The following is a 23,665-nucleotide window of genomic DNA, read 5'->3' as shown; positions in this document are numbered from 1 at the left end:
TGGCATGGGTCAAGATCTCGTCCGCCACTCCTGATCACAAGAGCGCAGTTGGCTCATAGTGCCTTTCGCTCGTCACATATTCGTGAAGCTGGGTGGGCGGCATCGCGTTCCAGCGGTGGCCAAGCGCGACGGCGAAGGCTGCGGGGCCGGCCAGATAGAGCCGTATTTGTCGTGCACCGAGCCGCGCGACCGCCATATCTACCGTCCGCTTGACTAGCGAAACACTCGCCTGCGCCGCTCTCCCCGAGGCTATCGCCTCTGGTAAATGAAGGCCTAGCACCGCCTCCGCCGCAATTCCCGCTGAGGCCTCAAGGTCGGCAGACGGGTCGCGCAGTACCCCGACCGTGACGATGAGAGCGTCGCCTTCCAGTCGAGAGGGCTGATGGATACGCCACGGTGGAGCAGGCTCGCCAGTCGTAGGGCGATCGTCGGTCCACCAGCTGCCAGCGCGTGTCTGGATTTCGAGCTCGAAACCATGAGCGGACCGTAACGACCAGCCGACCGCTAACGCTGTGCTGAGCCGGTAGGAACCACTCAACGCGACTCTCGACATAGTATGTGCGCGCAGCCATCGCGCCGTGCGGTCAAGCGGACCAAGCAGCTGCTCGGCCCAGATGTCCGGGGGCGGGAAGCCGCCGTCGCCGCCCGAGAACTGGCTCGCGTCCAATTCCAGCGCGGTCTCATCGGCTTCGTTGCGATCGGATCGGATGTGGAGCGCACAAACTTGCCCGAGTGGAAGCGGTTTGCCCAACGTCTGCTCCATCGCTCTTCTTAGGTCTGAACGGCCGAGCGGGGTGCCAAGCGAATGGCGTGCGAGGGAGGATAGCACCTCGAACGTGTCGGCAACTTTGCGGGACGGTGCTTCCAGTGCCGGGAAGGCTTGGTCAAGCGCGGCGCCGAAGGTGGCGAGCGCGGTGGCGGCGTCGGGCAGGCTCCGCTCACTCACTTCGACCGCGGACGCGACGAATTCACCGAGTTCCAGGCCATAAGTTTCGACAAGACTATGACGTAGTGCTGCATCGCTCGCCGCCATGATGTCCGCGAAAGGCGCATAGAAGGGCCGTGCACGGCGTACGCGAAGCGGGTCCCGAGCGAGCCAAGCGAGTGTTGGCGGCAACCGCGGCGTGACCAACGCGTGGATGCGCGTCGCGTTGGGAAATTGCTCTTCAAAGCCGTGGAAGGTCTTGAGTACGTCGCGGACCTCGCCTGGCGAAAGCGCGCCGGCCTTAGCCTGATAGCGTTCGAGCAGACGATGGCGGGGAGACTGGGGTGCGAAGAAGCGGGCTTCCAGATCTTCAAGTCCTTCGAAGATTATTTCCTCGAAGGCCGGGTTGGCGAGCCATGCGGGTAACCGCGCGAGGCCGTCCCAAAGCTGATAGTCGAAACCGCCTTGGGCGATCACGCCCCCCATGCCGCGGGCATCGGTCAGGGCCGACGCGGGAGGTTTATCAGACAACATCCATCTCCAGATTGGCCTCGAATTCATTGCCCTGAGGATCAAACACCCAGCTGGCCGCCGAAAGTGTGCCGCCGTCAAGCCGAACGATCATTAGCACCGCGAAGCTGCCGGCGAAGCGGGCATCACCCACCAGCGCCCGCATCGTCGCGATGTCCGTGCCGCTTGGATGCACCGCGAAGCTCGGATGGCTGTGCCATTCGCCAATGTAATTGTAGCGTGTGTAGCGATGCTCGGTGCGATCGAAAAAGTGCATCGCATCGCGTGCGGCCTGCAGCAGATCGACCATAAAGCGCGCGAAGCTCCCGCGACGCGCCTGGATGGTGAGCTCGGTCACGTCGAAATCGGACGGCGCAAGCTGCTCACCAAACAGCTGTCCGCCGATCTCGCGCTTGCCGGCCTTCTCCAGCGCCGCGACGAGCCTGGCGGTCTGATCAACCGCCAGCCTTAGCCGCATCGAGCCATTCCTTGAATAAATCGAGTGCGAAGGCCCGGGCCTCGACATCCTCTCCGCTGGTGCCCGGACACCGTTCGCCGACGCTCAGCCGGATCGTGTGACCATGGCCGTCGAACAGCCAGTGCCTGCTGTAACCGAGAAGGAGCCAAGCGGAGTCCGACGGAGCGGGCGTTCCGTCGACGATGTCTAGGACGACGCGCGCCGCATGTCCGGCGGTCATGGTGACTGCGGCATCGTCCGCAACGATCGGCGCACCGTCGCCGGCGAGCATCTCGTAGCGCCGGGGACCGGGCTCTGGCGGGGCCACGCCTTGCTCATCACACCAGGCAAGAAAGGTCGCCCGCCCATCGACGAACGGCGGATCTCGTTCGGGCAGCGCCGTCGCCACAAGCGCGCCAAGCCCGCCCTCGAAGACCTCGACCGACACGAACGGGCGCTCGTTCGCGTCGGCAAGAGCACCGAGGAAGAGCGCAGTTGCCGGATCGCCGGTGGCGTCGACGATGACACTGCAGTCGGCAACGGCCTCGACCTGCCAAGCGTGTGATTTGGCCGATCGCTGCCAGTTGAGATTGTTGTCGACCACGCGGATGTCGGCGCCGGGCGCGATGGCAAGAAGGCGGCGCTTGAGGCCATTGACTTTGCGGAACCCTACGTCGCGCCACTCGAGCGCGTGCCGCTCGAGATTGTCAGGGAGGAGTACGTCGCCGTCGATTAGCGTCAGGAGGCCGAGGCCGGATCGGACCAGCGATTCGGCGAGCTTGGAACCGATAGAACCCGCGCCAACGATCGCGACGCGCTTGCACTCAGCCGCTGTCGATCTCGCGGACCGCGCACCGCTCTCGTCCGGAAGCACAAGAATCCGGCGACGGTGTGTGGCGCCATCCGCCATCAGGTGGAACCCGGCAATGTCCGCCTCGCCCGTGAAGAGAATAATGGCAGCGTTCGTTTCGAGGGCCAAGCTGGCCATATCCGGCTGCAGGTCGGCAGCTGCCACCAGCGCGGCCCGATCTGGCACGCCTGCGGGCGCAGACCGGGCAGAGACAAATACCGGAATATCGAAGCGCCAGTTGTGGATGTCTGCGCCTGGCGGCCGGCGAAGCAAGAGCCGGTCCTCGGCGTCATGGACGAGAATCGGCCAGACTTCGTCAGCCGCCATCCAGCGCAGTCCCACCAAGTCCGAGGCGATCCCCGCTTCTATCCGCTCGGCGCACCGTTGGCCGATCAGGACGGGATTGAGGCCCCAGTCATAGGCCTGGACCTGTCCAATCCGATGATCCGAAGGCGCGCGTTCGCCGCCTTCGCCCAGCGGGTCCTCGGTCACTAGCAAATTGTGTGCGCTACGTAGCACATCGGACCCGGTCGCTTCTGCCGTCCAATTGTCCGGTCGCAGCTCAAGGCAGAGCACGCCCTTGCCATATTGATGAGTGGACCAGCGCACCTCATCCTGCGGCTCGACCCAGGGCGGGACCTGCGGAAACTGGTCAGGATAGATCAGCTGGACCGGATAGCGCCGCCCGTGGGCCGAGATGATGGCTTCGGCAGCGAACCGCGCGTCGTCGAACTTCCATCGGGTGAACTCCAGCCAGTCCTCGTCGCGCGCCAGCGCTTCGACCGCCGCGCGCTCGGCAGCGAGCCGGGCAGAGTCGGTGAGCCACCAGAACCTCAAGCGAAGCCGCGCGGCTTGGCAGGAGGCGCAGCCATCGCATCGGGGAAGGTGTATCCGGCGGCCACCGGCGCCGCTGCGGCGAACCCGCCATAGGTCGAGGCCTTGGCTGGCGTCGCAGTGGCCTTGAAGCGATCGCCGAACACCCGGCGCCACTGCCGTGTTGCTTCCTCGATATCGTCGGCGTCCTGCGCCCGGCGGGCGATGCCGGCATAGACGCGAACCTTCTCGATGAATTCCGTCCACTGGGCGACCGACACCTTTCCCAAGATGTCGTTCGAGCCATCCGCGGGGTCGGCGATGAATGGCTTCTGGCCGATCGAGGCATGATAGCCATAGGCGTCGTAGATATTCTCAAGCAGTTGAGCGAATGCCTCGCCGTAATGCGTCTCGCCGGTGGGCGCGTGCAGCCCGACGAGCACTTCGAGGACGAAACCCTTGGGGCGCCGACCGGTTAGCGGGTTGATTCGCCGCCACCATTTGAACAGCTTCACGAGCGGCTTGAACCGGCCACCGAACCGCGTGTTCTGCGCCGAACTCCAGCTGGTGTGGACCGGGGGATTGGTAAACTTCCAAGTGCCCGTGTCGCGGTCGGGAATCATGTAGCCGTTCCATGTCGATGCGACCGGAACGATGTCCATCTCCGCCTGCCAGGTCTCGACCCGCACCGAGCGTTTGTTGATTCGCTCGACCTCATAGCCGTCGCCGCCGTCTTCGAGGGCCTTGCAGACCTCCTTCAGCACCGTGTCGGGATGGTCGTCGGTCGAAAAGTTCGTCACGATGATGATGTCGACATCGGGCCGCTCCTGCCCATTCGACGTCGAGCGCGGGCGGATGGCAGAGTCGCGAGCATAGCTTCCTGAAAGGAAGCTGGTCACATATCGGTCCTTGAACTTCGCCTGCGTGCGCAGATGGTCGCGGATGCCGGTGTGGCCGCCGGACGCACGCGTTTTGGTCGTCGTGCTCGGCTCTATATCCTGCAGCAGTTCGCTGAATCGCGTATTCGGAACGGGCATGAATCCCCCCAAGGTGTTCCCTATTCGTTTCAATATGGGAGTGCTCCTTTGGTCGCGCAAGATGCACGCTTCAAGCTTGGTGGAAAGCTGTCGTGCACAATGGGGTAGAAGTTTCGGCTCAAGATTTTGATTTGCGGCATCGCCCGACGGAGCAGTCGCGCATCGACGAAATTAGGTCAGCTGAACGATTGGCGCGAAAAACCTACAATGTTCCAGAGTCCGCAACCATGATCATTCGTCATTGCCCGCTGCCATCGGCAGGTTTGCTGCGAACGTATTAAGAGTGGAGTGGGCTTTGCCCTGATCGAGCCAGTTGGGCGTCGAAGGTCGATGCACAAGGCTCTCAGTCAGGAGTGTGTCCCATGATCAAGTCGATCCCGCTGAACAAGCTTGTCCAGTCTCCCCGCAATGTCCGTCGCCACAATGACCCGGCAGCAGATGCTGAGCTCAAGGCCAGCATCGCCGCCCGCGGCCTGCTGCAGAACCTCATCGTCAGACCTGCTGCCAAGGGCAAGTTCGAGGTCGAAGCCGGCGAGCGCCGCCGCCGCGCGATGCTGGCGCTCGCGGACGACAAAATCCTCGAGCGTGATCATGAAGTCACGTGCCTCGTGCTCGAAGACAGCGCCGAAGCCGCGGTCGAGACCAGCCTCGCGGAAAACTTCCATCGATTGGCCATGAACCCTGCCGATGAAGCCCAGGCCTTTGCCGCGCTTGTGACTGGCGGTGCGACTGTGGAGGATGTTGCGCGCCGCTTCGGTCTGACCGTCCGTTTCGTCGAGGGGCGTCTGCGTCTCGCGACGCTCGCGCCTGTCGTGTTCGAGGCACTGGCCTCGGGCCAAATCACGCTCGACATCGCCAAGGCCTTCGGCGCGACCTCGGATCAGGACATTCAGACCCGCGTCTTCGAGCAAGTGTCCTCGGCCTACTATGCCCCCACTCCCGACAGCATCCGGCGCATGGTTCTTTCCGGCACAGTCCGGGGCAGCGATCCGCGCGCCCGTCTCGTTGGCCGCGATGCCTACATTGCCGCCGGCGGCCGGATCGAGCGTGAGCTGTTCGACAACGACGACAGCGAATCCTGGGTCGATGTTGCGCTGCTCGAAAGCCTTGCCGCCGCGAAGATGGAAGAGCAGGCCAAAGCTCTCGCCGCCGAGCAGGGTCTTGCCTGGGTCAAGCCCACGCTCGATCCCTATGCCAGCCACGATCTGGTCGCAGGGCTCGTCAGGCTTCCTGCCGAACCGGCGCCATTGACCGACGCAGAATTGGCGAGGCTCGACGAACTCGATGCCTCCTATGACGAGCATGCGGCGATCCTCGAGGATGAGGATAGCGCCAAGGAAGCTGTGGCAGCCGCCGAAGCGGCGATCGAGGCGATCGAACGCGAATGCCAGGAAATCCGAGTTCGCCCGCCCGTCATCGCACCCGAGCTCAAGGCCGAAGCAGGTATGGTGCTGGTGCTCTCGCGCGATGGCACGCCGGTTCTCCAGCCGGTGTTCTACGGCGAGCGTCAGGCTGAACCCGCTGAAGGCGACAGCGGAATCGAAGTCATTGCTGGCGAGGAGGGTTCGGACAACCGCAGGACCACCTTGTCCAAGCGCCTGGTCGATGAGCTCGCCATGCAGCGTCGCGACGTCCTTGCGCTCCATGTTGCCTCTGACCCGGGGCTTGCGCTCGACGTCATGGTCTTCACGCTGGCTGATGCCGATACGCACGACTGGCGGGCGCGGGCCGCAACCACACTGCGTGCGCCACTTCCGGCAGGGCCGATCATTGGCTTCGAAGCCAAGGACGCTCCGGCCAGCAGCGCGCTCGCTGAGCTCAGGTCCAATCTCGACGAAAGCTGGCGCGCGGGCACCGATGTGACTGCCCGCTTCGATCTGTTTCGGGCGCTGCCCGATGAAAGCCGAGCCGCATGGCTTGGCTTTGTCGTTGCCCGGTCGCTCGAGGCAAGCCTCAACATGTCCGGTGAGCGCCAGCTTCCGTTCCAGGATCACCTTGGCAGCCTGATCGGCATCGACATGGCGCAGTGGTGGCGTCCGACAACCGCCAACTACTTTGACCGGGTGTCGAAGCAGGTGATCCTCGATGCGCTGACCGATGTCGGCGGTCTCGAACTCTCTTCGCGCTTTGCCTCGGTCAAGAAGGGTGACCTCGCGATGAGCGCCGAGCGCGTCTTCGCCGGCACCTACATCACCGAGGTCGAGGTCCGCGAAAAGGCTCTGGCCTGGGTGCCTGAGGTCATGCGGTTTGCCTCCGCTGCCCCGGAGGCTGGCGAAGCCGAGATCGACGCAAGCGACGCTGCGCCTGGTGTCGAAGACGAAATTCATACCCCCCGCGAGCTGGCCGCCTGACCTCCTCCTGACAGGCTAGGTCACTCGCAACTCGAGAAGCGGTCCTTCGGCTCATGCCGGAGGGCCGCTTCTCTTTTGGAAGGAGAGCAGAGGGGGCTCGCGAACCTCAGGCACTGACCGGCGAGCCTGTCGCCGACTGTCCGGATGCCTCAATCAGGAGAACCATCATGGCATATCGCAAGGGGCAGAGCGGCGGCTTGTCGCCCGCTACCCGCATCACCCAGGAAATCATCGCTCGTCTGGAAGCGGGCACCAAGCCGTGGATCAAGCCGTGGCGCGGTGTCCCGGTCTCGCGGCCCTTGCGGGCCTGCGGGATTCCGTACCGGGGCATGAACGTGTTCTGGCTCTGGATGGTTGCCGACATGTGCGGCTACGCCTCGCCGTTCTGGATGACCTACAACCAGGCAAAATCGCTCGGAGCCCAGGTCCGCAAGGGCGAGAAGTCGACCATCGCGATCTTCTACAAGAGCTACACCAAGGAGGTGGAAGCCCCCGATACCGGTGAAAAGACCGATGAAGCACGCCGGGTGCTCAAGGCCTATCCAGTCTTCAATGCCGATCAGGTTGAAGGTCTGCCGGAACGCTTTCATCCGGCTGCAACGCTGGAGCTGGTCGAGCCAGAAGGGCGCGAGGTCGAGCTCGACACCTTTTTCGCCGCCATCCCCGTCAACCTGCGTCACCAGGGCTGCGAAGCCTACTACGAACCGACGGCGGATCGCGTCACGATGCCGCCGGTCAGCCTGTTTAGCGGGTTCGATCACTATTACGCCACGCTCGCCCATGAGCTGTCGCACTGGACCGGCCATGCGAGCCGTCTGGGACGTGATCTCAAGAACCGCTTCGGCACTTCCGCCTACGCCGCCGAGGAACTCGTCGCCGAACTCTCCAGCGCCATGCTGGGGGCTGAGCTGGGATTGCCGGTCACACATCTCGACAGCCACGCGAGCTACATCGAGCATTGGCTCAAGCTTCTGAAGGATGACGATCGCGCCATCCTGACCGCTGCCGCCAAGGCTGAGGAGGCGTCGACCCTGCTGCTGAAGCTTGGCGGAAGGGGCATTCCCGAACAGTTTGACGACGCGTCAGACGAAGCTGCGCTTGCGGCCTGAGGGAGGATGCCATGGGCCGATCGGTCAGCTATCCCAGCGGCGCAATCGTCGCCTTCACTGTGCTCGACGTGGAGTGCGACGACGACTGGGAATTCGAGTACGAATGGCTGCGCGAAGACTTGCGCGAGCGGGCGGCCAATGCTTTCCCGTCCCTTATCCCGCATGACGGATGGCGCGGCCGGGAGGACCGGATCCTCATGCGCAATGCCTATGCGGATTTCGGCGTGTCGGTCTACGGCGGGCTGGTGGCCGTCTGGATCGCCGAACGCGATGACGGGGCCTATTGGGACGCCGATTGGCGCACGGCCCGGTCACCGCGGGCACAACGCTGGCTGTCCCAGATTGCATCCCGCTTCGATGCCTTGTTCGGCGACTACGATTGCCTCGGGCACATGTCGAATGGCGAGGGGGTCTACACCAAGCGCGCAGCTTGAGCTCCGCGAGTTGGTTGGTCGCGGCGCTGGATTGCCTTCCCTGACTGAGCATTGCCCGCCGTTCACGGTCTGTCGCCATGCGAGAGAGGCCCTGGGCCAGCCGCCAGTCTTGCGCAACCCGGCTTGGGCGGGCCCGTGTTGGCCTTCGCCCTTCGGGCTCACGGCCTGCCCGCGCCAGCCCGCCAAGCCGGGTTTCCCCTCGCGGGTGCGCAATCCTGCCTGAATGCTGGCCCTGACGGGCTCTCGCTGGCGCAGCCATGAACGGATGCGCCGGCCTCACGTCAGTCAGGAGGAAATCCCATGCACACGTCATTTGCCGACCAACTCGCCGGGCTCGATCTCGCCGGCTTCTCGATCGGTCCTGCTCCCGTATCGACAAGCGATTTCCCGGTCCGGGAGGCGGTCGTCCAAACCCTCGAGGCGGTCTGGTCCGATCTTTTCGCCATGGTGTCCGGGACCGCTCTTGAAGCCGATGCCGAGGATCTTGGCTGGGCATTCGTCAACATCTTCCACCGCTCGGCCGAACGCAAATCGACCGCCCTCGACCGGGCGACCGACGAGGTCCGCGCGCTGATTGCTACGGCTGACGGATCGGAGGTCCACACCCATGACCTCGAGACCCAGGTCGAGCGGGCACAATGTGCCGAAAGTGCGATGCTGGCACTCGAAGAGATGCGCGAAGTCGCAGCAGGCCTATACCTCAACGAGTTCGGTTCATCGTGGAAGCCAGTCTCCAGTTCTCGCTTCAATCACAGTGCAATGCTGACCTCGGCGCTCGTCGAAGGTCGCGACTTCCTGCGCGCCCGCGCCGAGGCCAAACGCCGTGCGACCGTGCCCGAAGGAACCCCGGTCGTGTTCGCCGGAGGGCGCACACGTCATGCTACCGAAGACGATGCGCTGACCTTCGGCAACAATGTCTGGGCCACGCTCGACAAGGTCCGCAACCGCGTGCCGGATATGGTCTTGATCCATGGCGGCGACACCAAGGGCGTCGATCGTCTGGCTTCGAGCTGGGCTGAACGTCGAGGCATCCCGCAAGTGACATTCTCGCTGGATATGCGCCTGGGCGCCCGTGCTGGCTTCAAGCGCAACGAGCGGATGCTCTCCCTCGATCCGCGCTACGTCATTGCCTTTCCGGGCAATGGCGTACTCGAACGCCTGGTCATCGAGGCCAAGGCTCGGCGGATCACCGTTGTCGATCGCCGCGGGCCCCTCGGTACCAATCCGAAGAACACTTCGGTCAGGACCGACTAAGGCCCTGTCGGTCTTCGCGCCAGCGCCCGATCGGCGCTGGCGTCGCCCATCAGAGGAAAGGCGCGCGCCTGTCAGTTTGAGCCAGCGGAGGTCGTTGGCTCCTTTCTACAGGAGGCAGTTCATGATCGATATCGAGGCTGTAATGGCCGATTTTGCCGTTCGCCAGGCCGAGCGGCAGACCCAGGTGGCCGAAGAGATTCAGCAGCTCAAGACCGTCATTCTCCCGCGCTTGCAGGAAGCCGGCATCGCCCGCGTCGAGATCCGCTTTGACGGCTGCGGCGACAGCGGTGCTGTTGAGGAATGCGCGTGCCTCGATACCGCTGGTGCCGCGATCGCGTGCCCCGATGTCACCATTCTGGAAGACGAAGCAGGCCACTCGGATGGTGACGGTTCCGCGGAGCTGCACTCACTCGGGCAAGCTCTCGAGCAGCTGACCTATCTCGCGCTCGAACGTCACCATCCTGGCTGGGAGATCAACGACGGTGCCTGCGGCGAACTGGTGATCGATGTGGCTGAAGCGACCTTCGTGCTCGATTGCAGTCTGCGCTTCATCGCGACCGATGATCACAGGGTCGAGCTCTAGGAGAATTGGCATGGCCCACTGCTACTACCACGCCCTCTCGTCGGTCCGGAAATGGGGCGGCACGGTCGATGACTATCTGCCGCTCCACCAGTGGTTCGACCAGTCGAAGGCAATCCTGGCAGACCCAAGGCACCGCGCGCTGCGGCACCATGCCGAAGGGATATTCATGCTCGAAACACTCTTCGGCGAGACCCTCGTCAATGCCGATGGTCGGGTCGTTCCGGTGCGTCTGGTCGGCGAGCAGCACGTGCGCGAAGACTTGGGCTCGATCCCGTCGTTTGCTGACTGGGCGCGCTTGATCACGCCGCAGGCCTGGATGCTGCGAGGCAACCCTCTGGACGGCACTGAAGGGGTGACGATCGATACGCCTCTCCCCGGCGAAGCAGTTTCGTTCAGGAATGAGCCACCGGTTGGAGGACCGGTCAGTACCGTGATCTAGGAAGGAGTTCTCCGGTGGCAAGTCGGGAGGGATGATCCGGCCAGGACCGGAGGGAAACGAGTCAGGGCAAACCTGTTCAAGGCATCCAGCTCCACCCGGCTTCGATGCAAACCTGTCCCTGAATCACCCCCCGTCGAGACGCGCAACCCGGATCAGGTCCGGCCGAGTTGCCGGGCTGTGCCCGGCTGCCCGCACCACCCGAACCAGTTCCGGGTTCCCCTTCGGTGCGCTTCGCCATGGGGCGCTTCTGCTCGGGTTTGCAGCCGGGATGGTCCCGGAATGCTCGATCAGGAGAAAGCCCATGACCAATCTCGTTATCCTCGTTGGCCGCATCGCTCGCGACCCCGAAACCCGCACCACCCAGGGTGGAACCAGCATCACCTCGATCTCGGTCGTGACCGACCGTCCCGCCCGCAAGGACGGCAAAACCTACAAGGACGAAAACGGCTACACCGCCAAGGACAGCGAATTCCACCGGATCACCTGCTTCAACGGCCTCGGCCAAAACGTCGCCAAGTACTGCACCAAGGGCCAGCTCGTGACGGTCGAAGGGCGCATCCACTACACCCAGTGGGAGGACCAGAGCGGCGCCAAGCGCTACGGCTGCGAGATCATCGCCGACAAGGTCGACTTCCTCACCAAGGGCCGCTCGGGCAGCAACGAAGGCGCTCCCGATATCGACGAGGACTGAATGTCCTCACCCTACGACAAGGCCCCGGTGGCAGACGCCATCGGGGCCTTTCTTTTGTACGCCAGCGATGCGGCGGCACGGGGCATCGAACCCCTTGCCGCCGCGGAGTGGACTTTACGCCGGAGCAATCCGCTTCAGCGTTTCCTCGATCCCGAGGGCCATCGATGCGCGTACGATCTGGCGCAACTGTGCTGGTTCGATCGTCTCCGCGCCGCACTCGATCAGCAGCTTTCCGAGTTCGGTCGCTGCCTCTTCGCGGAGACGAGCTTCCTCGTTCTCGAGTTGGGCACGCTGTTCACGCAGCTTCTTCAGCGCATCTCGTGCAGTAGGTTTGGACCTGGCCATAGTGCTTCCTTCTTGCTGGCCGTTGGTCCCCTCCGCTCCCGATCTTGGCACTGCGGGGGCGTGTAGGAAAATGGTTTGTGGGCACGCGTCGCGCTTCTGCGCAGGCGTTGGAGAGGTCTCTCTCGCAGAAAGTCCAAGTCTGATGCGGGCTTTGGGGCTGCGTCAAGGACGACGGGGCCCCACCATTTTTACCGGGCAAGCCCGGCAAAAATCGTTGCCCCCATCGCCGCTTCGCGGCCGCTATCGCGGTCCCTGACCCAGCCCGTCACCCACATCCTTCGCAGCTCCTGATGCGACGCATCAAACATCAGGAGGAAAGATCATGTACGCTTCACTGAACATTGCCGCTGCTGGTCCCGCCGCCGATCAGGCAGCCTTCGTTGCAGCCCTGGATCAGGCCCATGCCCGGTCCTTTCACAGCTACTTCACGCAGTACGTCCTGACCGATGACGAGGCAGGATACATCGCGGTCGATGAAGGAGATTACGGTGCCTTGCCCAAGGCCATGCTGGACCGTGTCATCGACACCGTGCCGGGCCGTCTCAGCGATGAATTCTGATCCGTCGGCTTGGGAGGAAGTCCGTCAGGGCGTCCTCCTTTCTTTTTGCTCGCAGACCGTTTCGGCATCACTCAGCCGGGACGGGAAGGCGGGTCGCAAGCGTCAGTCGGGGGTATCGGGACGGTCGAGATCGGTGAGCCGCTCTGGCATATCCAGGACCTTCAATGCCGCCGCCTCGATTGCCTCTGCCTGCGTCGGGAAAGCCTCGGAAGAACTGATCGACACCCCGTTCGGGTAAGTGACTGTCGCCTGGAAGCCGTTGCCCTTCGGTGTCGCACTCAATGTGACTTGGCCCATGCCGCGCTTCCTTGCTGCCCTCAATAATGCCCCCATCATAGGCATCGATCCCGTCTGTGCCTATCGCGATCCGAGGGGCGGCAACCTGCCCAGCGCCCCAGAGATTGGGGTTTGCAAACCGCATCATCCGTTACAAGCTCAATAACTGGTTCCTGTCCTCGCAGTTAGGGACGGTTGAGCACACCCTACGCGACGGGTCGCAGGAAAGGAGGCGAAAAAATCTGTTAATCACAGTGGTATAGACCGAACTTTGTGAAATGGCAGCTTCTCCGTCAAAAGTGACGGGAGCAAGCGGAGTTACGTGGATTTGACCAAGGCCAGGTCGGAAATGGCGGAATTCCGCAGCGCTCGATGTTCTTGACATGTTCTTAAATCTGACTTAGCTTCGCTCTCGCCTTTCGCAGTGTGAACCGGGCTCCTGACCACAAGGAGTCCGTGCATGACACGGCCAATCTGTCTCCAGGTTTACATCTCCAGTGAGCTCAGCTCGCTGATCCGCAAGGCTGCCAAGGCCAAGGGGATCAGCATGAGCGAGTGGGTTCGCGCCTTGCTCGCCAATGCCTGCACCGAGGACGAGCTTGCCTCTCGGCTCGACGCCTCCATTGAACGAATTTCTCGCCGCTCGGTGTTCCTGATGGTCGGTGTGGATGCGTTGCTGGCAGGGCACCCCGACCACGCGCTGCGCGGTCGCGCGCACCAGGCTTACGTCCGCAAATGCAAGGAGCTCGGTCTTTCCACAGCTGTTGGCGATGGAGGCTCCGATGAAGCGTAATCTCGTCAACTTCACGCGCGGCAGCCAGCTGCTCGGACACTTCAGCTTCATGTTCGCGGCGGGTCTCAAGGGCCCGTTGATCGTTGCCGCGCTCGTGATCTCATGGACCTCATGGTGGACCATTTCGGCAGGCCTCACCGATCATGAAGTCTACCTTGTCTGGATGCGGATCTATGCCGCCATCTACGGCTTCATGGAGTTCGATCCCGCCAAGCGTATCACTCTTCAAACCGCCTTTGGCGCGACCATCCAGTTTCCGATTGCCCAGCTCGACCACTACCCACCGGTGGTCCATGCGTGGGAGAAGCTGATCGCGCTTCTGACCAGCGCCTTGTGGCGATCGGGGTTCCTGCTGGTCCCCGCTTTTGCCGCCTTCTACTGGTTCGCCGAGCGGTTCGGCGGTCGTTCCAAGGAGCGCAAACACGAGCGCGGCGCGATGCTGGTTGCGCTTCCTGAGCTGGTTGATGAACTGACCACCCACAACCGGCGCGAACGAACCCGCGAGCTCGATTCCGCGCTGGGATGGAAATGGCGGCTCAGCCTGCCGCGAGAGATCGCCCGGGTCTTTCCCTATCGGCCATCGCATATCGCCACGGTGGCCTATCCTTGGCGGCTCGAACAGAGCCACGCAATGCTCATTGGCACCACCGGTATGGGCAAGACCGTAGCGATCTCCGACATGATTGCGGAAGCCAGAGCCAAGGGCCAGCGCTGCGTGGTCTTCGATCTGACCGGCGCCTTTATCGAGCACTTCCATGCTGCCCATTGCGACATCATTCTGAACCCACTCGATGCGCGCTGCCCCCAGTGGAGCCTCTTCGATGAATGCCGTTCCGAAGGCGAGTTCTGGGCCGCCGCGGACGCCCTCGTCCCTCATGATGGCGGCGGTGAAGCCCAGTTCTGGGTGATCGCTGCCCGCGCCCTGTTCGTCGAATTCTGCCTCAAACTCGTGGCCGAGGGCAGGGCGACCAATGACGCTCTCGCGCGTGAGCTGATGACCGCGGACCTGTCGCGCGTTCATGCCATGATGCGCGGCACGATCGCCGATCCACTGACCGCGCCGGAAGCCGCGCGGATGGCGGAATCGATCCGGGCCGTGTTCAACGTCAACGCCAAGGCGCTCAAGCTGCTGCCGGCTGCCGGTCCTCGTTTCTCAGTACGCCAGTGGATCGAGAACGGGTCCGATTGCGTCCGAAGCGAAGGCTCGATCCTGTTCATTTCGGCCCGCTATGTCGACATGAGTGTCTGCGCGCAGTTGCTCACGCTCTGGCTCGACACGGCCATGAACACGTTGATGACGATGCCCCGTACCCGCGATCTCAAGTGCTGGTTCTTCGTCGATGAGCTCGGCGCATTGCACCGCCTGCCGGCCCTCGAGAAAGGCTTGCAGACCGCGCGCAATTTCGGCGGCGCGATTGTCCTTGGCCTTCACGCTTATGCCAAGCTCAAGGAGGTCTACGGCGAGAACATGGCGATGACGCTGGCATCGCTTGCCCGGACCAAGCTGATCCTTGGAACCGCCGACCGCGAAACGGCCACCTGGTGTTCCGACTTCATCGGCCATCGCCAGGTCAGGGACATGGAGGAGGGCTACACCTACGGCTACAACAATGCGCGCGATGCGGTCAGCCTCACCCCGCGCAAGCACATCGAGCCGCTCTTGCTGCCCGACCAGCTGATGAACCTGCCGCGCCTGTCAGGGTACATCAAGTTCCCCGACGGCTTTCCCGCCGCACCGATCAAGCTGAAGCCCGTCGACCGACCCAAGCGGGCGGAGACATTCATTGCCAGGGTCAAGGAAAGCCCGAAGGCAAGGGTCACGGTGCCCCATTCTGCGGCGGAGCAGGCCGAGCAGAAGGCAGCGCCAACAGGTAGCGAGCATCCCTCGTCCAACGATGACGGAGCGGGCAAGCCGGTCGTTCCAAAGCAGGGAGAACTGGCCCTGGATCAGGGACCGAAAGCCGCGCCGAGACAGGAGCCTCACGCGCCTGCCAAGGATCTTGGGCGAGCAGTGGAACGCACACCCGGCAAGACGTCGAAGGAGCGAGAACCGGCAACTCGTTCCGGGCAAGACAAGGCGGGCAAGGCCAAGACGGACCGGTCGAATACCAGAACTGATGCTCCGCCGCGAAAGGCTGGACCTTCCGCCCGCCCACTTCTCCCGACAGGCGAAGCCGCAGCGGCGCGGGATCAGTCGGTTTCGCCTAAGGGCACGCCTCAGGCCAGCACGCCCGGAACGGAAGGGCTGCAACAGGGCAAGCCAGATAACCCGAAGAGCCAAAGCTCGAGTGATGCTACCGCGCGCAAGCTGATGATCGAGGATGGTTTGCGGGAGCACGAGCCTCCGCCGATCACTGGTCCCGATCTTGGCGACATGGAGATGTGAGCATGTCGCCAACTGCCTTGGCGTTGGGCACCGATCGATGCTGTCGGTAGCCAATGTCCGCACCGCCGGCGGCGCGGCCAACTACTTCGCTGCCGACAATTACTACACGCGGGCGGATGCCGATCGCTCGGGTGAATGGCTGGGGAAGGGCGCTGCCGCGCTCGGGCTTACTGGTTCCGTAGACGCACGGCAATTCGAGGCGGTCCTTAAGGGACTGCTGCCCGATGGTAGCCGCGTGGGCAGTGACAACCGGGCGCACCGGGCGGGGACCGACCTCACCTTTTCGATGCCGAAAAGCTGGTCGGTCCTGGCTCTGGTGGGCGGCGACAAACGGATCCTCGATGCCTACGGGTCGGCCGTCCGGGAAACCCTGCGTTGGGCCGAAAAGAACCTAGCCGAAACCCGGATGGAGGTTCGCGGAAAGGAGCGTACCGTCCAGACCGGCAACCTTGCGATCGCGCTGTTCCAGCACGACACCAATCGCAACCAGGAGCCCAACGCGCACTTTCATGCCGTCATTGCCAATGTGACGCGAGGGGGCGACGGCAAATGGCGGGCGCTACGCAATGACAAGCTCTGGCAGCACAATACCTTGCTCAATGCCATGACGATGGCGCGATTTCGTCTGAGCGTCGAAAAGCTTGGCTATGAGGTCGGTGAGTTCGGCAAGCACGGTAATTTTGAGGCCGTAGGTGTGCCCAAGGTGGTCCGCGATGCCTTCAGTTCCCGGCGAGCGGAAATCCTGGAAGCGGCCGCCCAGATGAACTTCTCAGGGCCAGGCGTGCTCGATGCTGCAACCTTGATGACCCGGGCCGACAAAGGGCGCATCGAAGATCGCGATGCGCTTACGCAGCAGTGGCAGGAAGCGTCTGCGAGGCTGGGCTTTGATCCCGCCACGGTGATTGCCAGAGCCAATTCTCGCAGTGCGCAGGATCTTGGCAATGTGACCGGCTTGGGACCAACCATGCGCGCGCTCGTCCGCAATGTTCAGGCCCTCGCAACCACCTTTGCCGAGCGCCTTGGCCTGCGCGAAGGTGACCCGCTGATACCTTCCCGGCTGACCAACCGCAGTGTCGAGCAGGTCGCCGCAATTCATGCAGTCGCCTCGGCTGTGCGGCATCTGGGCGAGCGGGAGGCGGCTTTCACCCGGGCCGACATCTACCTTGCAGCGCTTAGCTTTGCGCTCCCAACCTCGCTCGCTGACATCGAGCAGCGCGTCGACCAGCTGCTCCGCCAGGGACATCTGGAGAAGGGCCGGGGTGCTGACCGGGAACTGCTGACGACACGCGACGCCATAAGCCTCGAACAGCGCATCATCGCCGGGGTTGAAGAGGGGCGCGGCGTCGCCCCGGCGATAGTCGCTCCCGACCTTGCCGGGACCCGTCTGCAAGCCCTGTCCCAGATCAAATACGGCCTGACCTTGAACGCGGGACAGGAAGGGGCAGGGCGCCTGCTGCTTGGCTCGAACAACCGCATCGTCGCAATTCAGGGCGTTGCGGGCGCAGGCAAGAGCACGGTCCTCAAACCCGTCGCTGATATCCTGCGCGAGGAGGGCAGAGCTGTGCTCGGTCTCGCGGTACAGAACACGCTGGTCCAGATGCTCGAGCGCGATACGGGTATTCCATCGATGACGGTGTCGCGGTTTCTCGCGCGGCACCGCGATCTCCTGGAAGGGGCCGATGCGGACCGTCTCGCCGAGGCGCGGGCCGACATGCGCGGCACTGTCGTGCTGCTCGATGAGGCATCAATGGTCGGCAATGCCGACAAGGAAAAGCTGGTGCGGCTCGCAAACCTGCTCGAGCTCGGCCGCTTTGCGAGCATTGGTGACCGCAAGCAGCTGGGTGCCGTCGATGCCGGAAAGCCGTTCGATGTGATGCAGCAAGCCGGCATTGAGACGGCCGTCATGAGCACCAATCTCCGCGCACGGACAGAGGGCCTTCGAGCTGCACAGCAGGCAGCGCAAGAGGGGCGCATCGAGGATGCCATGCGCCATCTGGCACCCCAAGTGATCGAGGTGGGGAATGACGCGGCTGTCGAAGCCGCCGCAGCCTGGCTGTCGCTCTCGTCAGTCGAGCGCGAGGCAAACGCAATCTATGCCTCAGGCCGAGACCTGCGCACCGCGGTGAACGATGCGGTGCAGACCGGCCTAAAAGCGAGCGGCGAGCTTGGTCCTGAAACCATGCGGCTCCAGACCCTGTCGCGCGTCAATGTGACCCGCGAGGAGATGCGCTATGCGAGCACCTACGCCCCCGGCATGGTGGTCGATGTGGCGCGGCGTCAGCGCAGCCAGGGTCTTGCAGCAGGCGAATACCGGGTGGTCGGAACCGATGTGGCGCGCGAGCGGGTCACGCTGGAGAACGAGCGTGGCCGCCAGTTCGAGTTTCGTCCCGGTCAGATCAGGCCGCAAGGTGAGCAGGATCCGCTGCGCCTTTTTGAAGTCCGCGGCCTCGACATTTACACCGGCGACAAGATCCGGTGGACCGAGACCGATCACCAACGGGGCCTGCTCAATGCCGACCAGGCCCGGATTGTTGCTATCGACCACGAGGCTGTCGTGGTGAAGACATCCTTGGGCGCAGAGCACAGGTTGGAGCAGGGCGATCCGATGCTCCGCCGTCTCGATCTTGCCTATGCGCTCAACGCCCATATGGCTCAGGGCCTGACCTCCGATCGCGGCATTGCGGTGATGGACAGCCGCGAGCGCAATCTGGCCAACCAGCAGACGTTCCTGGTGACAGTCACGCGGCTGCGCGATGGCCTCACCCTGTATGTCGATAATGCTGGCAAGCTCAAGGCGGCGGTCGAGCGCAATGCCGGCATGAAGCGTTCGGCGCTTGAAACGGTCGATCTCCTCCGCGATGCGGCAGCCAAAGGGCAGGCCAAGGATCGTGTGGCTCCTGCGCCGGAACGCAAGCCGCCAGAGCTTGACCGTTCGATCACGAAGCCGTTCGAGATCGGCATCTAGCGTCCCACTGTCCCCATGCGTCCGCACATGGCCGGTTGACGCGAAGTTCTTTATTTGTTCTCATTGACCCATGCCCCGAATCTCCGACGATATCCTCCTTACCCATCTCGAAGTCGCGCTGGCCGTTGCGCCAGAGCACACGCTCATTCGTCTCAATGCGGATGATCCGCGCGCCCAGCGCAGCGCCAGGGTCGATCTGGCTCGTCATCTTGTCGAGCGCATGCGCGGTTTCAGGATTGAAGGCAATGCCAGTGGCCCATCCAGCGCGCAGGCATGTCTGTTTCCGGGCGATCTATCGCCGATCGGATGAACGAGACGGCAGCGTCGAAGACGGCTACTGCAGCCGGGCGCCATCACGGTTGGAGGTCAGCTGGACAATCCGCTCAGCGATGGCCTGCCACGCCCGAATTCCTGCGTGATCACCCGCGAGAGCGAGTGCGCCAATCTGTTCGGCGACGTGGAACGGTGCCTTGTCGCCATGGGTTTCCAGGACATGGTTGGCACAGGCCCAGAGTTCCCAATCGCTGAGCATCAAGAAAGCTGTCCGGCAAGCCCGGCCAGGGTCGCCAGAAGTCCGTAGATCACGAAGCCACCAGCCAGCAGGCGTTCGATTGGAAGCTGCATTCGGCGAGGTTGGGCTGTCCCTGCCGGCCAGACCTGCTTGCAGATCAAGCCGTTGAAGCCCGCACGCTGGCCAGTGACCTCGACCTCGCGGCCGACAAGGCGCCGAGCTGACCTCGGCGCATCCAGTTCCCAGTGGCCGCCGCCTGCCTGGAGCACGAGGCCAAACGGCCCTTCGACGAGCTCGCCACGAAGGTGTAGGTCGGGGCTTACCGGCACGCTGGCCCTTTCCAGTAACGGTCCCATCGCAGCACCGTTCGCGTACGGATCATTGCGCAGGAGAGATCTGCGCCGGAGGGCAGGCGGCACCAGGCGGCCGTGCGGCTTCCGCCTGCAGAACCCTCCGAGCGGCACGACAGCCGCGGACCTCGAACCACAATGTGACCCGTCGAAATCGTTCCGCGCGCGCCGCCCATCAGCTGGACGAGCGCATCGCGTGCCTCAATCGCCGTGGCATCGGGGCAGGGCTGATTGGTGCGGCAGCTGCCATCCATTTCTCGGGCAGCGATGCCAGCGATGCGAATGCGGGGCCCTTCCGCACACCAGACCAGGCCATCGCCATCCCAGACATGGGTTGGTGTGCATGTGAAGGTCTGACTGGAGGCGACGATCGAGGCGGCAAGGAGGGCAAGCATAAGATGACTCCTTAAAGCGCCCGTCCGAACCAGAGAACCCGTCCGACGATGTTGAGCGTCCGCTTTTCCAGGCCGCGCCAGCTCGGATAGGCCGGGTTGTCGCTCAAAACCGAAGCGCGCTTACCCTGCGGTTCGAGGGCAATCCGCTTGACGCTCAGCATGTCATCCATCCGCAGGACATAGATCCCGTCTCTCAGGCGCGCCTGGCCATCGGCAAGATCGACCATGACCTCGTCGCCATCGTGGAGGGTGGGCTCCATCGAGTCGCCATGCACGGCGATGATCGACAGGCTCGATGCCTTGCTGGCGGTCAGCCGGCGCAGCCACTTCTCATCGAAGCCGAATTGCGCGGATTTGGATTCCATTTCGGCCAGAGCGCCGTGGCCAGCCGATGCCTCGACATCGAGAACGGGCACATGGACCAGTTCGACGACCGGACCTGAGCGACGGGCAGGGGCACCAAGCACCTTCTCGTCTACCCCGAAAAAGCGGGCGAGCACCGAGCGATCCTGCTCATCCAGGTGTCTCGGGCTGCCGCGGCGAATGTACTGCTGGATATAGGCTGCGTTGCGCCCGAGCAGTCGCGAAACCGAGGAATAATTGCAGCCTCGTTGCTGGATCAGTTCGTCCAGGGCTCTGCGTGCGTCATCCATGACTGCCAGTCCTATCGCGGGTTCCTAGGAAAATCGATCCTAGACTCTAGGAAGCCTTCCTAGTAAGAACATAACAGGAACACAAGTGCAAAACGAGTCTGGACTATGGAGCTTCTGGAGCAGATCGAGGAATATCTAGCGCGAACCCAGACGTCGCCAAGCACCTTCGGCAGGTTGGCAGTTGGAGACCCACGGCTGGTCGCCGATCTGAAGTCCGGCAGGCGGCCGCGTCGACGGACCGAAGAGCGTTTGCGCGGTTATATGAATGAAGTCGGAGCAATTGCTGAAATTTGCCGAACTGGCCATAGCGTTCGCAGCCCAATGGGATCGCGTGAGGTTAGTAGGATGAACGGGTGATTGAAGACTGTCCGTTGTCAGAATATTCGGCACAACTCGTGGCGTAAATTAGCGGATTGTTGGTCTCGTCGTCTCGCCGAAGCTGGGGATTTTTCATCCCTAAGAAGGGCCGTCTAATTGATTGGCAATAAGATAGTGGCGGTGGGAGGGAACCTATGAGCGAACGGTCCTAACTCTCCGCCTCAGCGTCCGTGACGCCTCAATGTACGAAGCCGTCAACCTCAGATTGCAGGGCTCAAATCGGTTCAAATGCACCGCCGCCGATCAAAGCCCTCAGACACAACACTTCGCCCATCACAAATTGGTAACTGAGACCAACATATGGTGGGACAGTTCGCCCTTGTAAGCGGGCAAGGTTTCTATCTAGGATGAGCTGCAATCAAGGCTGATGAGCGGAGTGGGCATGAACGGAACAGGCGATGAGGATAGCCCCGGCGGAAAAGAAGGATTTGATGTCAGGGAGTTAGACAAGCTCATTCGTCAAATCGTCGATAAAGTCAGAGGAAATTACTTCCTCAATGGGGAAACCGCGCGAGGGATTCCTGGGGAAGTAAAGAAGATCATAGACAATAATGTGGACCGCCTCTGATCATGCAAATAGAATATATTCGTATCGAAAATTGGCGTAGCTTTTACGGCGAGAACTCGTTTCTCGTCTCCACCGACCCTGAGAGGAACGTTACGCTCATTAGGGCTGAAAACGGTGTAGGCAAAACGAGTCTATTAGCAGCCATCAATTGGTGCTTTTTCGACATTTTACCAGCCCCAAGCGAATTTGAGGACCCCGAACGGCTGGTCAACAAATTTGCAGCGCAAAAAGACGGCGCTACCACAACGACCGTTGAGATAGATTTCAGGCACGAGGGGAGAACTTATCGCGCCTCCAGAACCTACGATCAGCCACGTAGAGAAACCAAGCCGCTTCGCCTGAGTGAAATCGATAACGGCGCCGAGGTTCCGAGCGCCAAAGACCGGCCTGATCGCTTTATCAACTCGGTCATTCCTAAAGAGATGGCCCCACATTTCTTTTTCTACGGAGAGGCCACTAGTCGATACACCGGTGCCTCCGGGGCCAAAAAATTTGGTGAGGCAGTGAAGGGCATCCTTGGCTCGACGGTTGCCAGAATGGCCCTCGATGACTTGTCCAAGGTAATGGGCGACTATAAGCGACAAGCATCTGATAACACTAGTGAAGATGCGCAAGCCGCCGAAGCAGCCATTGAAAAGACCGACGCAAGGATCTCTCAATACCGAGAGCAGATCACAAAGTTTGAACAAGAGATTGAGACTGCAGAAGACCGCATTCAGCGCCTCAATCAAGAACTTGCAGGGGCTAAACCTGCGAAAGAGGCCCAAGCGCGCAGAGCCCGCATTGAGGCCGACATTCGACAGAAAGAGGCCGAAAAGGCGAAGGCTGCACAGCGAGCTGACAGCTGGATGCGTACCTTCGCGACCTCAGTACTGGCTGAGGAGCTCGTCGCGGAAGCCGGCAATGTCATCCGAAACGAAGACACGCGCGGACGGCTACCTGCACCTTATGATCAGAAGTTCGTGGATGAACTTTTAGAAGATGAAATGTGCGTGTGCGGTCGTCCAATCGCTCAGGGCAGCCCTGAATACGAGAAGATCAAGGCACTCCTTGAAACCGCCGGGGACCAGGTGGTCATGTCACGCGTGATGACCACCAGCACGGCCCTCGGAACCCTTGTCGAGAAAAGTAAGCGCGCATGGAGCGACTTTGAACGAAATCAGGAAGACTTGCGCCGACTCGAGGGTGAGATTCAGAGACTTGATGCAGATCTCCAAGAGATATCGAAAGAGCTGGCAAGCAATCCCATCGACGACATCGCGGCCAAGGAAGCTTCTCGAGAGAGGGCAAAAGAGCAAAAGCGGCAAGCGGAACGCCAGCGCAATGACTGCCAGGGATCAATCATCGCCTTTGAAAGGCAGAAGAAGGATTTTGAATCTCAGCGAGATCAACTTGTTCAAAAATCGGAAGCCGCCAAAAGGTATGTTAGGCGCGCACAACTAGCGGCAGCATTAACCACTCGCCTGCAAGGGCGCCTGCAGCAGGAAGAGGAAGCAGCGCGAGCTAGCATCGAAAAAGAGATCGACGGGATCGTTCAAAGCGTCATGCGCAAATCGGTCAAGGTTACACTGGATAAGAATTATCAGCTTAAACTGACCGATGAGCGCGGCACTGAAGCTGCGAAGAGTACGGGCGAAAATCAGCTTCTAGGACTGGCCTTTACTGGGGCAATTGCGAAATACGCCAAGGAAAGGGCGGATTTAGTCGATGACATCCTCCTTCCAGGCACTGTGGCCCCGCTAGTGGTCGACTCCCCGTTTGGTCACCTCGATCCGGTCTATCGGCGCGGCGTAGCTGAGTTCCTACCGAAGCTTGCGTCGCAGGTGATCTTGTTTGTCTCAACATCGCAGGCTTCAGATGTGGTGATGGAAATGCTCGGTCCGAAGATACAGCACGAGTATGTTTTGACGCGGCATAACCAGATTGATGGCGCAGGAAAACCTCGCGAAGACATCGTGATAAACGGAAAGACGTACGACCTTACTATTTATAATAGTGATATCGACGGAACAAAAATAACCGAGGTTATGTGA

Annotated in this window: 24 protein-coding genes; 14 read left to right on the top strand and 10 right to left on the bottom strand. The window is 62.0% G+C overall.

Annotated features, from left to right (window positions below):
* Positions 1–34: 34 nt before the first annotated feature.
* From EGM87_RS07060 to EGM87_RS07045, 4 genes are read right to left on the bottom strand one after another with little or no spacing between them, the layout of a single operon-like run.
* The gene (locus EGM87_RS07060; RefSeq protein WP_137710362.1) at positions 35–1,459 is read right to left on the bottom strand and encodes an SAVED domain-containing protein; all 1,425 of its coding nucleotides are present in this window, start codon (positions 1,457–1,459) and stop codon (positions 35–37) included.
* Positions 1,449–1,913, bottom strand: coding sequence for a M67 family metallopeptidase (locus EGM87_RS07055; protein WP_137710363.1), 465 nt, complete (start codon positions 1,911–1,913; stop codon positions 1,449–1,451). Before EGM87_RS07055 ends, EGM87_RS07060 begins: the two co-directional genes overlap by 11 nt.
* Positions 1,891–3,579: a ThiF family adenylyltransferase gene (locus tag EGM87_RS07050; RefSeq protein ID WP_137710364.1), complete on the bottom strand. Its 1,689-nt coding sequence runs from the start codon at positions 3,577–3,579 to the stop codon at positions 1,891–1,893. Before EGM87_RS07050 ends, EGM87_RS07055 begins: the two co-directional genes overlap by 23 nt.
* The gene (locus tag EGM87_RS07045) at positions 3,576–4,652 is read right to left on the bottom strand and encodes an SMODS domain-containing nucleotidyltransferase (RefSeq protein WP_216614580.1); all 1,077 of its coding nucleotides are present in this window, start codon (positions 4,650–4,652) and stop codon (positions 3,576–3,578) included. The genes EGM87_RS07050 and EGM87_RS07045 overlap by 4 nt, the downstream gene beginning before the upstream one ends.
* Positions 4,653–4,954: 302 nt before the next feature.
* Between EGM87_RS07045 and EGM87_RS07040 the strand changes: the two genes are divergently transcribed.
* From EGM87_RS07040 to EGM87_RS07010, 7 genes are all read left to right on the top strand, one after another.
* The gene (locus EGM87_RS07040; RefSeq protein WP_137710365.1) at positions 4,955–6,943 is read left to right on the top strand and encodes a ParB/RepB/Spo0J family partition protein; all 1,989 of its coding nucleotides are present in this window, start codon (positions 4,955–4,957) and stop codon (positions 6,941–6,943) included.
* Positions 6,944–7,110: 167 nt separating this feature from the next.
* Complete coding sequence (locus tag EGM87_RS07035) at positions 7,111–8,052, top strand: ArdC family protein (RefSeq protein WP_137710366.1); 942 nt, start codon at positions 7,111–7,113, stop codon at positions 8,050–8,052.
* Positions 8,053–8,063: 11 nt separating this feature from the next.
* Complete coding sequence (locus EGM87_RS07030) at positions 8,064–8,486, top strand: hypothetical protein (RefSeq protein ID WP_137710367.1); 423 nt, start codon at positions 8,064–8,066, stop codon at positions 8,484–8,486.
* A gap of 300 nt (positions 8,487–8,786) precedes the next feature.
* Positions 8,787–9,740 carry a DUF2493 domain-containing protein gene (locus EGM87_RS07025; RefSeq protein ID WP_137710368.1) on the top strand — a complete coding sequence of 318 codons (954 nt, stop codon included), beginning with the start codon at positions 8,787–8,789 and terminating at the stop codon, positions 9,738–9,740.
* Between the two features lie 121 nt (positions 9,741–9,861).
* Entirely contained in the window at positions 9,862–10,323 is a 462-nt protein-coding gene (locus EGM87_RS07020) for a DUF6878 family protein (RefSeq protein ID WP_137710369.1), read from the top strand.
* A 10-nt stretch (positions 10,324–10,333) separates the two neighbouring features.
* Positions 10,334–10,762 carry a DUF6915 family protein gene (locus tag EGM87_RS07015; RefSeq protein WP_137710370.1) on the top strand — a complete coding sequence of 143 codons (429 nt, stop codon included), beginning with the start codon at positions 10,334–10,336 and terminating at the stop codon, positions 10,760–10,762.
* A 301-nt stretch (positions 10,763–11,063) separates the two neighbouring features.
* Complete coding sequence (locus EGM87_RS07010; protein WP_006966186.1) at positions 11,064–11,453, top strand: single-stranded DNA-binding protein; 390 nt, start codon at positions 11,064–11,066, stop codon at positions 11,451–11,453.
* A 114-nt stretch (positions 11,454–11,567) separates the two neighbouring features.
* Here the strand turns inward: EGM87_RS07010 and EGM87_RS07005 are convergent, their stop codons facing one another.
* A complete protein-coding gene (locus tag EGM87_RS07005; protein ID WP_007688360.1) occupies positions 11,568–11,798 on the bottom strand; it encodes a DUF6437 family protein in 231 nt (76 codons plus the stop codon).
* Positions 11,799–12,120: 322 nt separating this feature from the next.
* Here EGM87_RS07005 and EGM87_RS07000 point away from each other — a divergent pair, with 322 nt between their 5' ends.
* Complete coding sequence (locus EGM87_RS07000) at positions 12,121–12,357, top strand: hypothetical protein (RefSeq protein WP_007688359.1); 237 nt, start codon at positions 12,121–12,123, stop codon at positions 12,355–12,357.
* 102 nt (positions 12,358–12,459) lie between these two features.
* On the opposite strand, the gene EGM87_RS06995 is transcribed toward EGM87_RS07000, so the two are convergent.
* Complete coding sequence (locus EGM87_RS06995; protein WP_064566923.1) at positions 12,460–12,654, bottom strand: hypothetical protein; 195 nt, start codon at positions 12,652–12,654, stop codon at positions 12,460–12,462.
* Between the two features lie 439 nt (positions 12,655–13,093).
* On the opposite strand from EGM87_RS06995, the gene EGM87_RS06990 reads away from it, so the two are divergent.
* The 4 genes from EGM87_RS06990 to EGM87_RS06975 all read left to right on the top strand — a co-directional run bounded on the left by EGM87_RS06990 (position 13,094) and on the right by EGM87_RS06975 (position 19,087).
* Entirely contained in the window at positions 13,094–13,426 is a 333-nt protein-coding gene (locus tag EGM87_RS06990; protein ID WP_137710371.1) for a YlcI/YnfO family protein, read from the top strand.
* Complete coding sequence (locus tag EGM87_RS06985; RefSeq protein WP_137710372.1) at positions 13,416–15,812, top strand: type IV secretion system DNA-binding domain-containing protein; 2,397 nt, start codon at positions 13,416–13,418, stop codon at positions 15,810–15,812. Before EGM87_RS06990 ends, EGM87_RS06985 begins: the two co-directional genes overlap by 11 nt.
* 37 nt (positions 15,813–15,849) lie before the next feature.
* The gene (gene mobF, locus EGM87_RS06980; protein ID WP_137710373.1) at positions 15,850–18,777 is read left to right on the top strand and encodes a MobF family relaxase; all 2,928 of its coding nucleotides are present in this window, start codon (positions 15,850–15,852) and stop codon (positions 18,775–18,777) included.
* Positions 18,778–18,847: 70 nt separating this feature from the next.
* Positions 18,848–19,087 carry a hypothetical protein gene (locus EGM87_RS06975; protein WP_137710374.1) on the top strand — a complete coding sequence of 80 codons (240 nt, stop codon included), beginning with the start codon at positions 18,848–18,850 and terminating at the stop codon, positions 19,085–19,087.
* 24 nt (positions 19,088–19,111) lie between these two features.
* Here EGM87_RS06975 and EGM87_RS06970 read toward each other — a convergent pair whose 3' ends face one another.
* The 4 genes from EGM87_RS06970 to EGM87_RS06955 are packed head-to-tail and all read right to left on the bottom strand — an operon-like array spanning position 19,112 to position 20,686.
* The gene (locus EGM87_RS06970; RefSeq protein WP_137710483.1) at positions 19,112–19,309 is read right to left on the bottom strand and encodes a DUF6961 family protein; all 198 of its coding nucleotides are present in this window, start codon (positions 19,307–19,309) and stop codon (positions 19,112–19,114) included.
* Entirely contained in the window at positions 19,309–19,617 is a 309-nt protein-coding gene (locus EGM87_RS06965; RefSeq protein ID WP_253719152.1) for a DUF5818 domain-containing protein, read from the bottom strand. Before EGM87_RS06965 ends, EGM87_RS06970 begins: the two co-directional genes overlap by 1 nt.
* The gene (locus EGM87_RS06960; RefSeq protein ID WP_137710376.1) at positions 19,608–20,033 is read right to left on the bottom strand and encodes a thermonuclease family protein; all 426 of its coding nucleotides are present in this window, start codon (positions 20,031–20,033) and stop codon (positions 19,608–19,610) included. Before EGM87_RS06960 ends, EGM87_RS06965 begins: the two co-directional genes overlap by 10 nt.
* A gap of 11 nt (positions 20,034–20,044) precedes the next feature.
* On the bottom strand, positions 20,045–20,686 hold the full coding sequence (locus EGM87_RS06955) for a S24 family peptidase (RefSeq protein WP_137710377.1): 642 nt from the start codon (positions 20,684–20,686) through the stop codon (positions 20,045–20,047).
* A 760-nt stretch (positions 20,687–21,446) separates the two neighbouring features.
* Between EGM87_RS06955 and EGM87_RS06950 the strand changes: the two genes are divergently transcribed.
* Positions 21,447–21,632 (top strand): hypothetical protein, encoded by a 186-nt coding sequence (locus tag EGM87_RS06950; protein WP_137710379.1) that lies wholly within the window; start codon positions 21,447–21,449, stop codon positions 21,630–21,632.
* Positions 21,633–21,634: 2 nt separating this feature from the next.
* Positions 21,635–23,665 (top strand): AAA family ATPase, encoded by a 2,031-nt coding sequence (locus EGM87_RS06945; RefSeq protein ID WP_137710380.1) that lies wholly within the window; start codon positions 21,635–21,637, stop codon positions 23,663–23,665.

The organism is Sphingobium sp. RSMS (assembly GCF_005406185.4).
Taxonomy (GTDB): domain Bacteria; phylum Pseudomonadota; class Alphaproteobacteria; order Sphingomonadales; family Sphingomonadaceae; genus Sphingobium; species Sphingobium fuliginis.
This window is presented reverse-complemented; position numbering and strand designations above follow the sequence as displayed.

Bases quoted from the DNA above. Each gene is read 5' to 3' on its own strand.
- EGM87_RS07060 (WP_137710362.1), bottom strand. From the start codon at position 1,459: ATGTTGTCTGATAAACCTCCCGCGTCGGCCCTGACCGATGCCCGCGGC.
- EGM87_RS07055 (WP_137710363.1), bottom strand. From the start codon at position 1,913: ATGCGGCTAAGGCTGGCGGTTGATCAGACCGCCAGGCTCGTCGCGGCG.
- EGM87_RS07040 (WP_137710365.1), top strand. From the start codon at position 4,955: ATGATCAAGTCGATCCCGCTGAACAAGCTTGTCCAGTCTCCCCGCAAT.
- EGM87_RS07035 (WP_137710366.1), top strand. From the start codon at position 7,111: ATGGCATATCGCAAGGGGCAGAGCGGCGGCTTGTCGCCCGCTACCCGC.
- EGM87_RS07030 (WP_137710367.1), top strand. From the start codon at position 8,064: ATGGGCCGATCGGTCAGCTATCCCAGCGGCGCAATCGTCGCCTTCACT.
- EGM87_RS07025 (WP_137710368.1), top strand. From the start codon at position 8,787: ATGCACACGTCATTTGCCGACCAACTCGCCGGGCTCGATCTCGCCGGC.
- EGM87_RS07020 (WP_137710369.1), top strand. From the start codon at position 9,862: ATGATCGATATCGAGGCTGTAATGGCCGATTTTGCCGTTCGCCAGGCC.
- EGM87_RS07015 (WP_137710370.1), top strand. From the start codon at position 10,334: ATGGCCCACTGCTACTACCACGCCCTCTCGTCGGTCCGGAAATGGGGC.
- EGM87_RS07010 (WP_006966186.1), top strand. From the start codon at position 11,064: ATGACCAATCTCGTTATCCTCGTTGGCCGCATCGCTCGCGACCCCGAA.
- EGM87_RS07005 (WP_007688360.1), bottom strand. From the start codon at position 11,798: ATGGCCAGGTCCAAACCTACTGCACGAGATGCGCTGAAGAAGCTGCGT.
- EGM87_RS07000 (WP_007688359.1), top strand. From the start codon at position 12,121: ATGTACGCTTCACTGAACATTGCCGCTGCTGGTCCCGCCGCCGATCAG.
- EGM87_RS06995 (WP_064566923.1), bottom strand. From the start codon at position 12,654: ATGGGCCAAGTCACATTGAGTGCGACACCGAAGGGCAACGGCTTCCAG.
- EGM87_RS06990 (WP_137710371.1), top strand. From the start codon at position 13,094: ATGACACGGCCAATCTGTCTCCAGGTTTACATCTCCAGTGAGCTCAGC.
- EGM87_RS06985 (WP_137710372.1), top strand. From the start codon at position 13,416: ATGAAGCGTAATCTCGTCAACTTCACGCGCGGCAGCCAGCTGCTCGGA.
- mobF (WP_137710373.1), top strand. From the start codon at position 15,850: ATGCTGTCGGTAGCCAATGTCCGCACCGCCGGCGGCGCGGCCAACTAC.
- EGM87_RS06975 (WP_137710374.1), top strand. From the start codon at position 18,848: ATGCCCCGAATCTCCGACGATATCCTCCTTACCCATCTCGAAGTCGCG.
- EGM87_RS06970 (WP_137710483.1), bottom strand. From the start codon at position 19,309: ATGCTCAGCGATTGGGAACTCTGGGCCTGTGCCAACCATGTCCTGGAA.
- EGM87_RS06960 (WP_137710376.1), bottom strand. From the start codon at position 20,033: ATGCTTGCCCTCCTTGCCGCCTCGATCGTCGCCTCCAGTCAGACCTTC.
- EGM87_RS06955 (WP_137710377.1), bottom strand. From the start codon at position 20,686: ATGGATGACGCACGCAGAGCCCTGGACGAACTGATCCAGCAACGAGGC.
- EGM87_RS06950 (WP_137710379.1), top strand. From the start codon at position 21,447: ATGAACGGAACAGGCGATGAGGATAGCCCCGGCGGAAAAGAAGGATTT.
- EGM87_RS06945 (WP_137710380.1), top strand. From the start codon at position 21,635: ATGCAAATAGAATATATTCGTATCGAAAATTGGCGTAGCTTTTACGGC.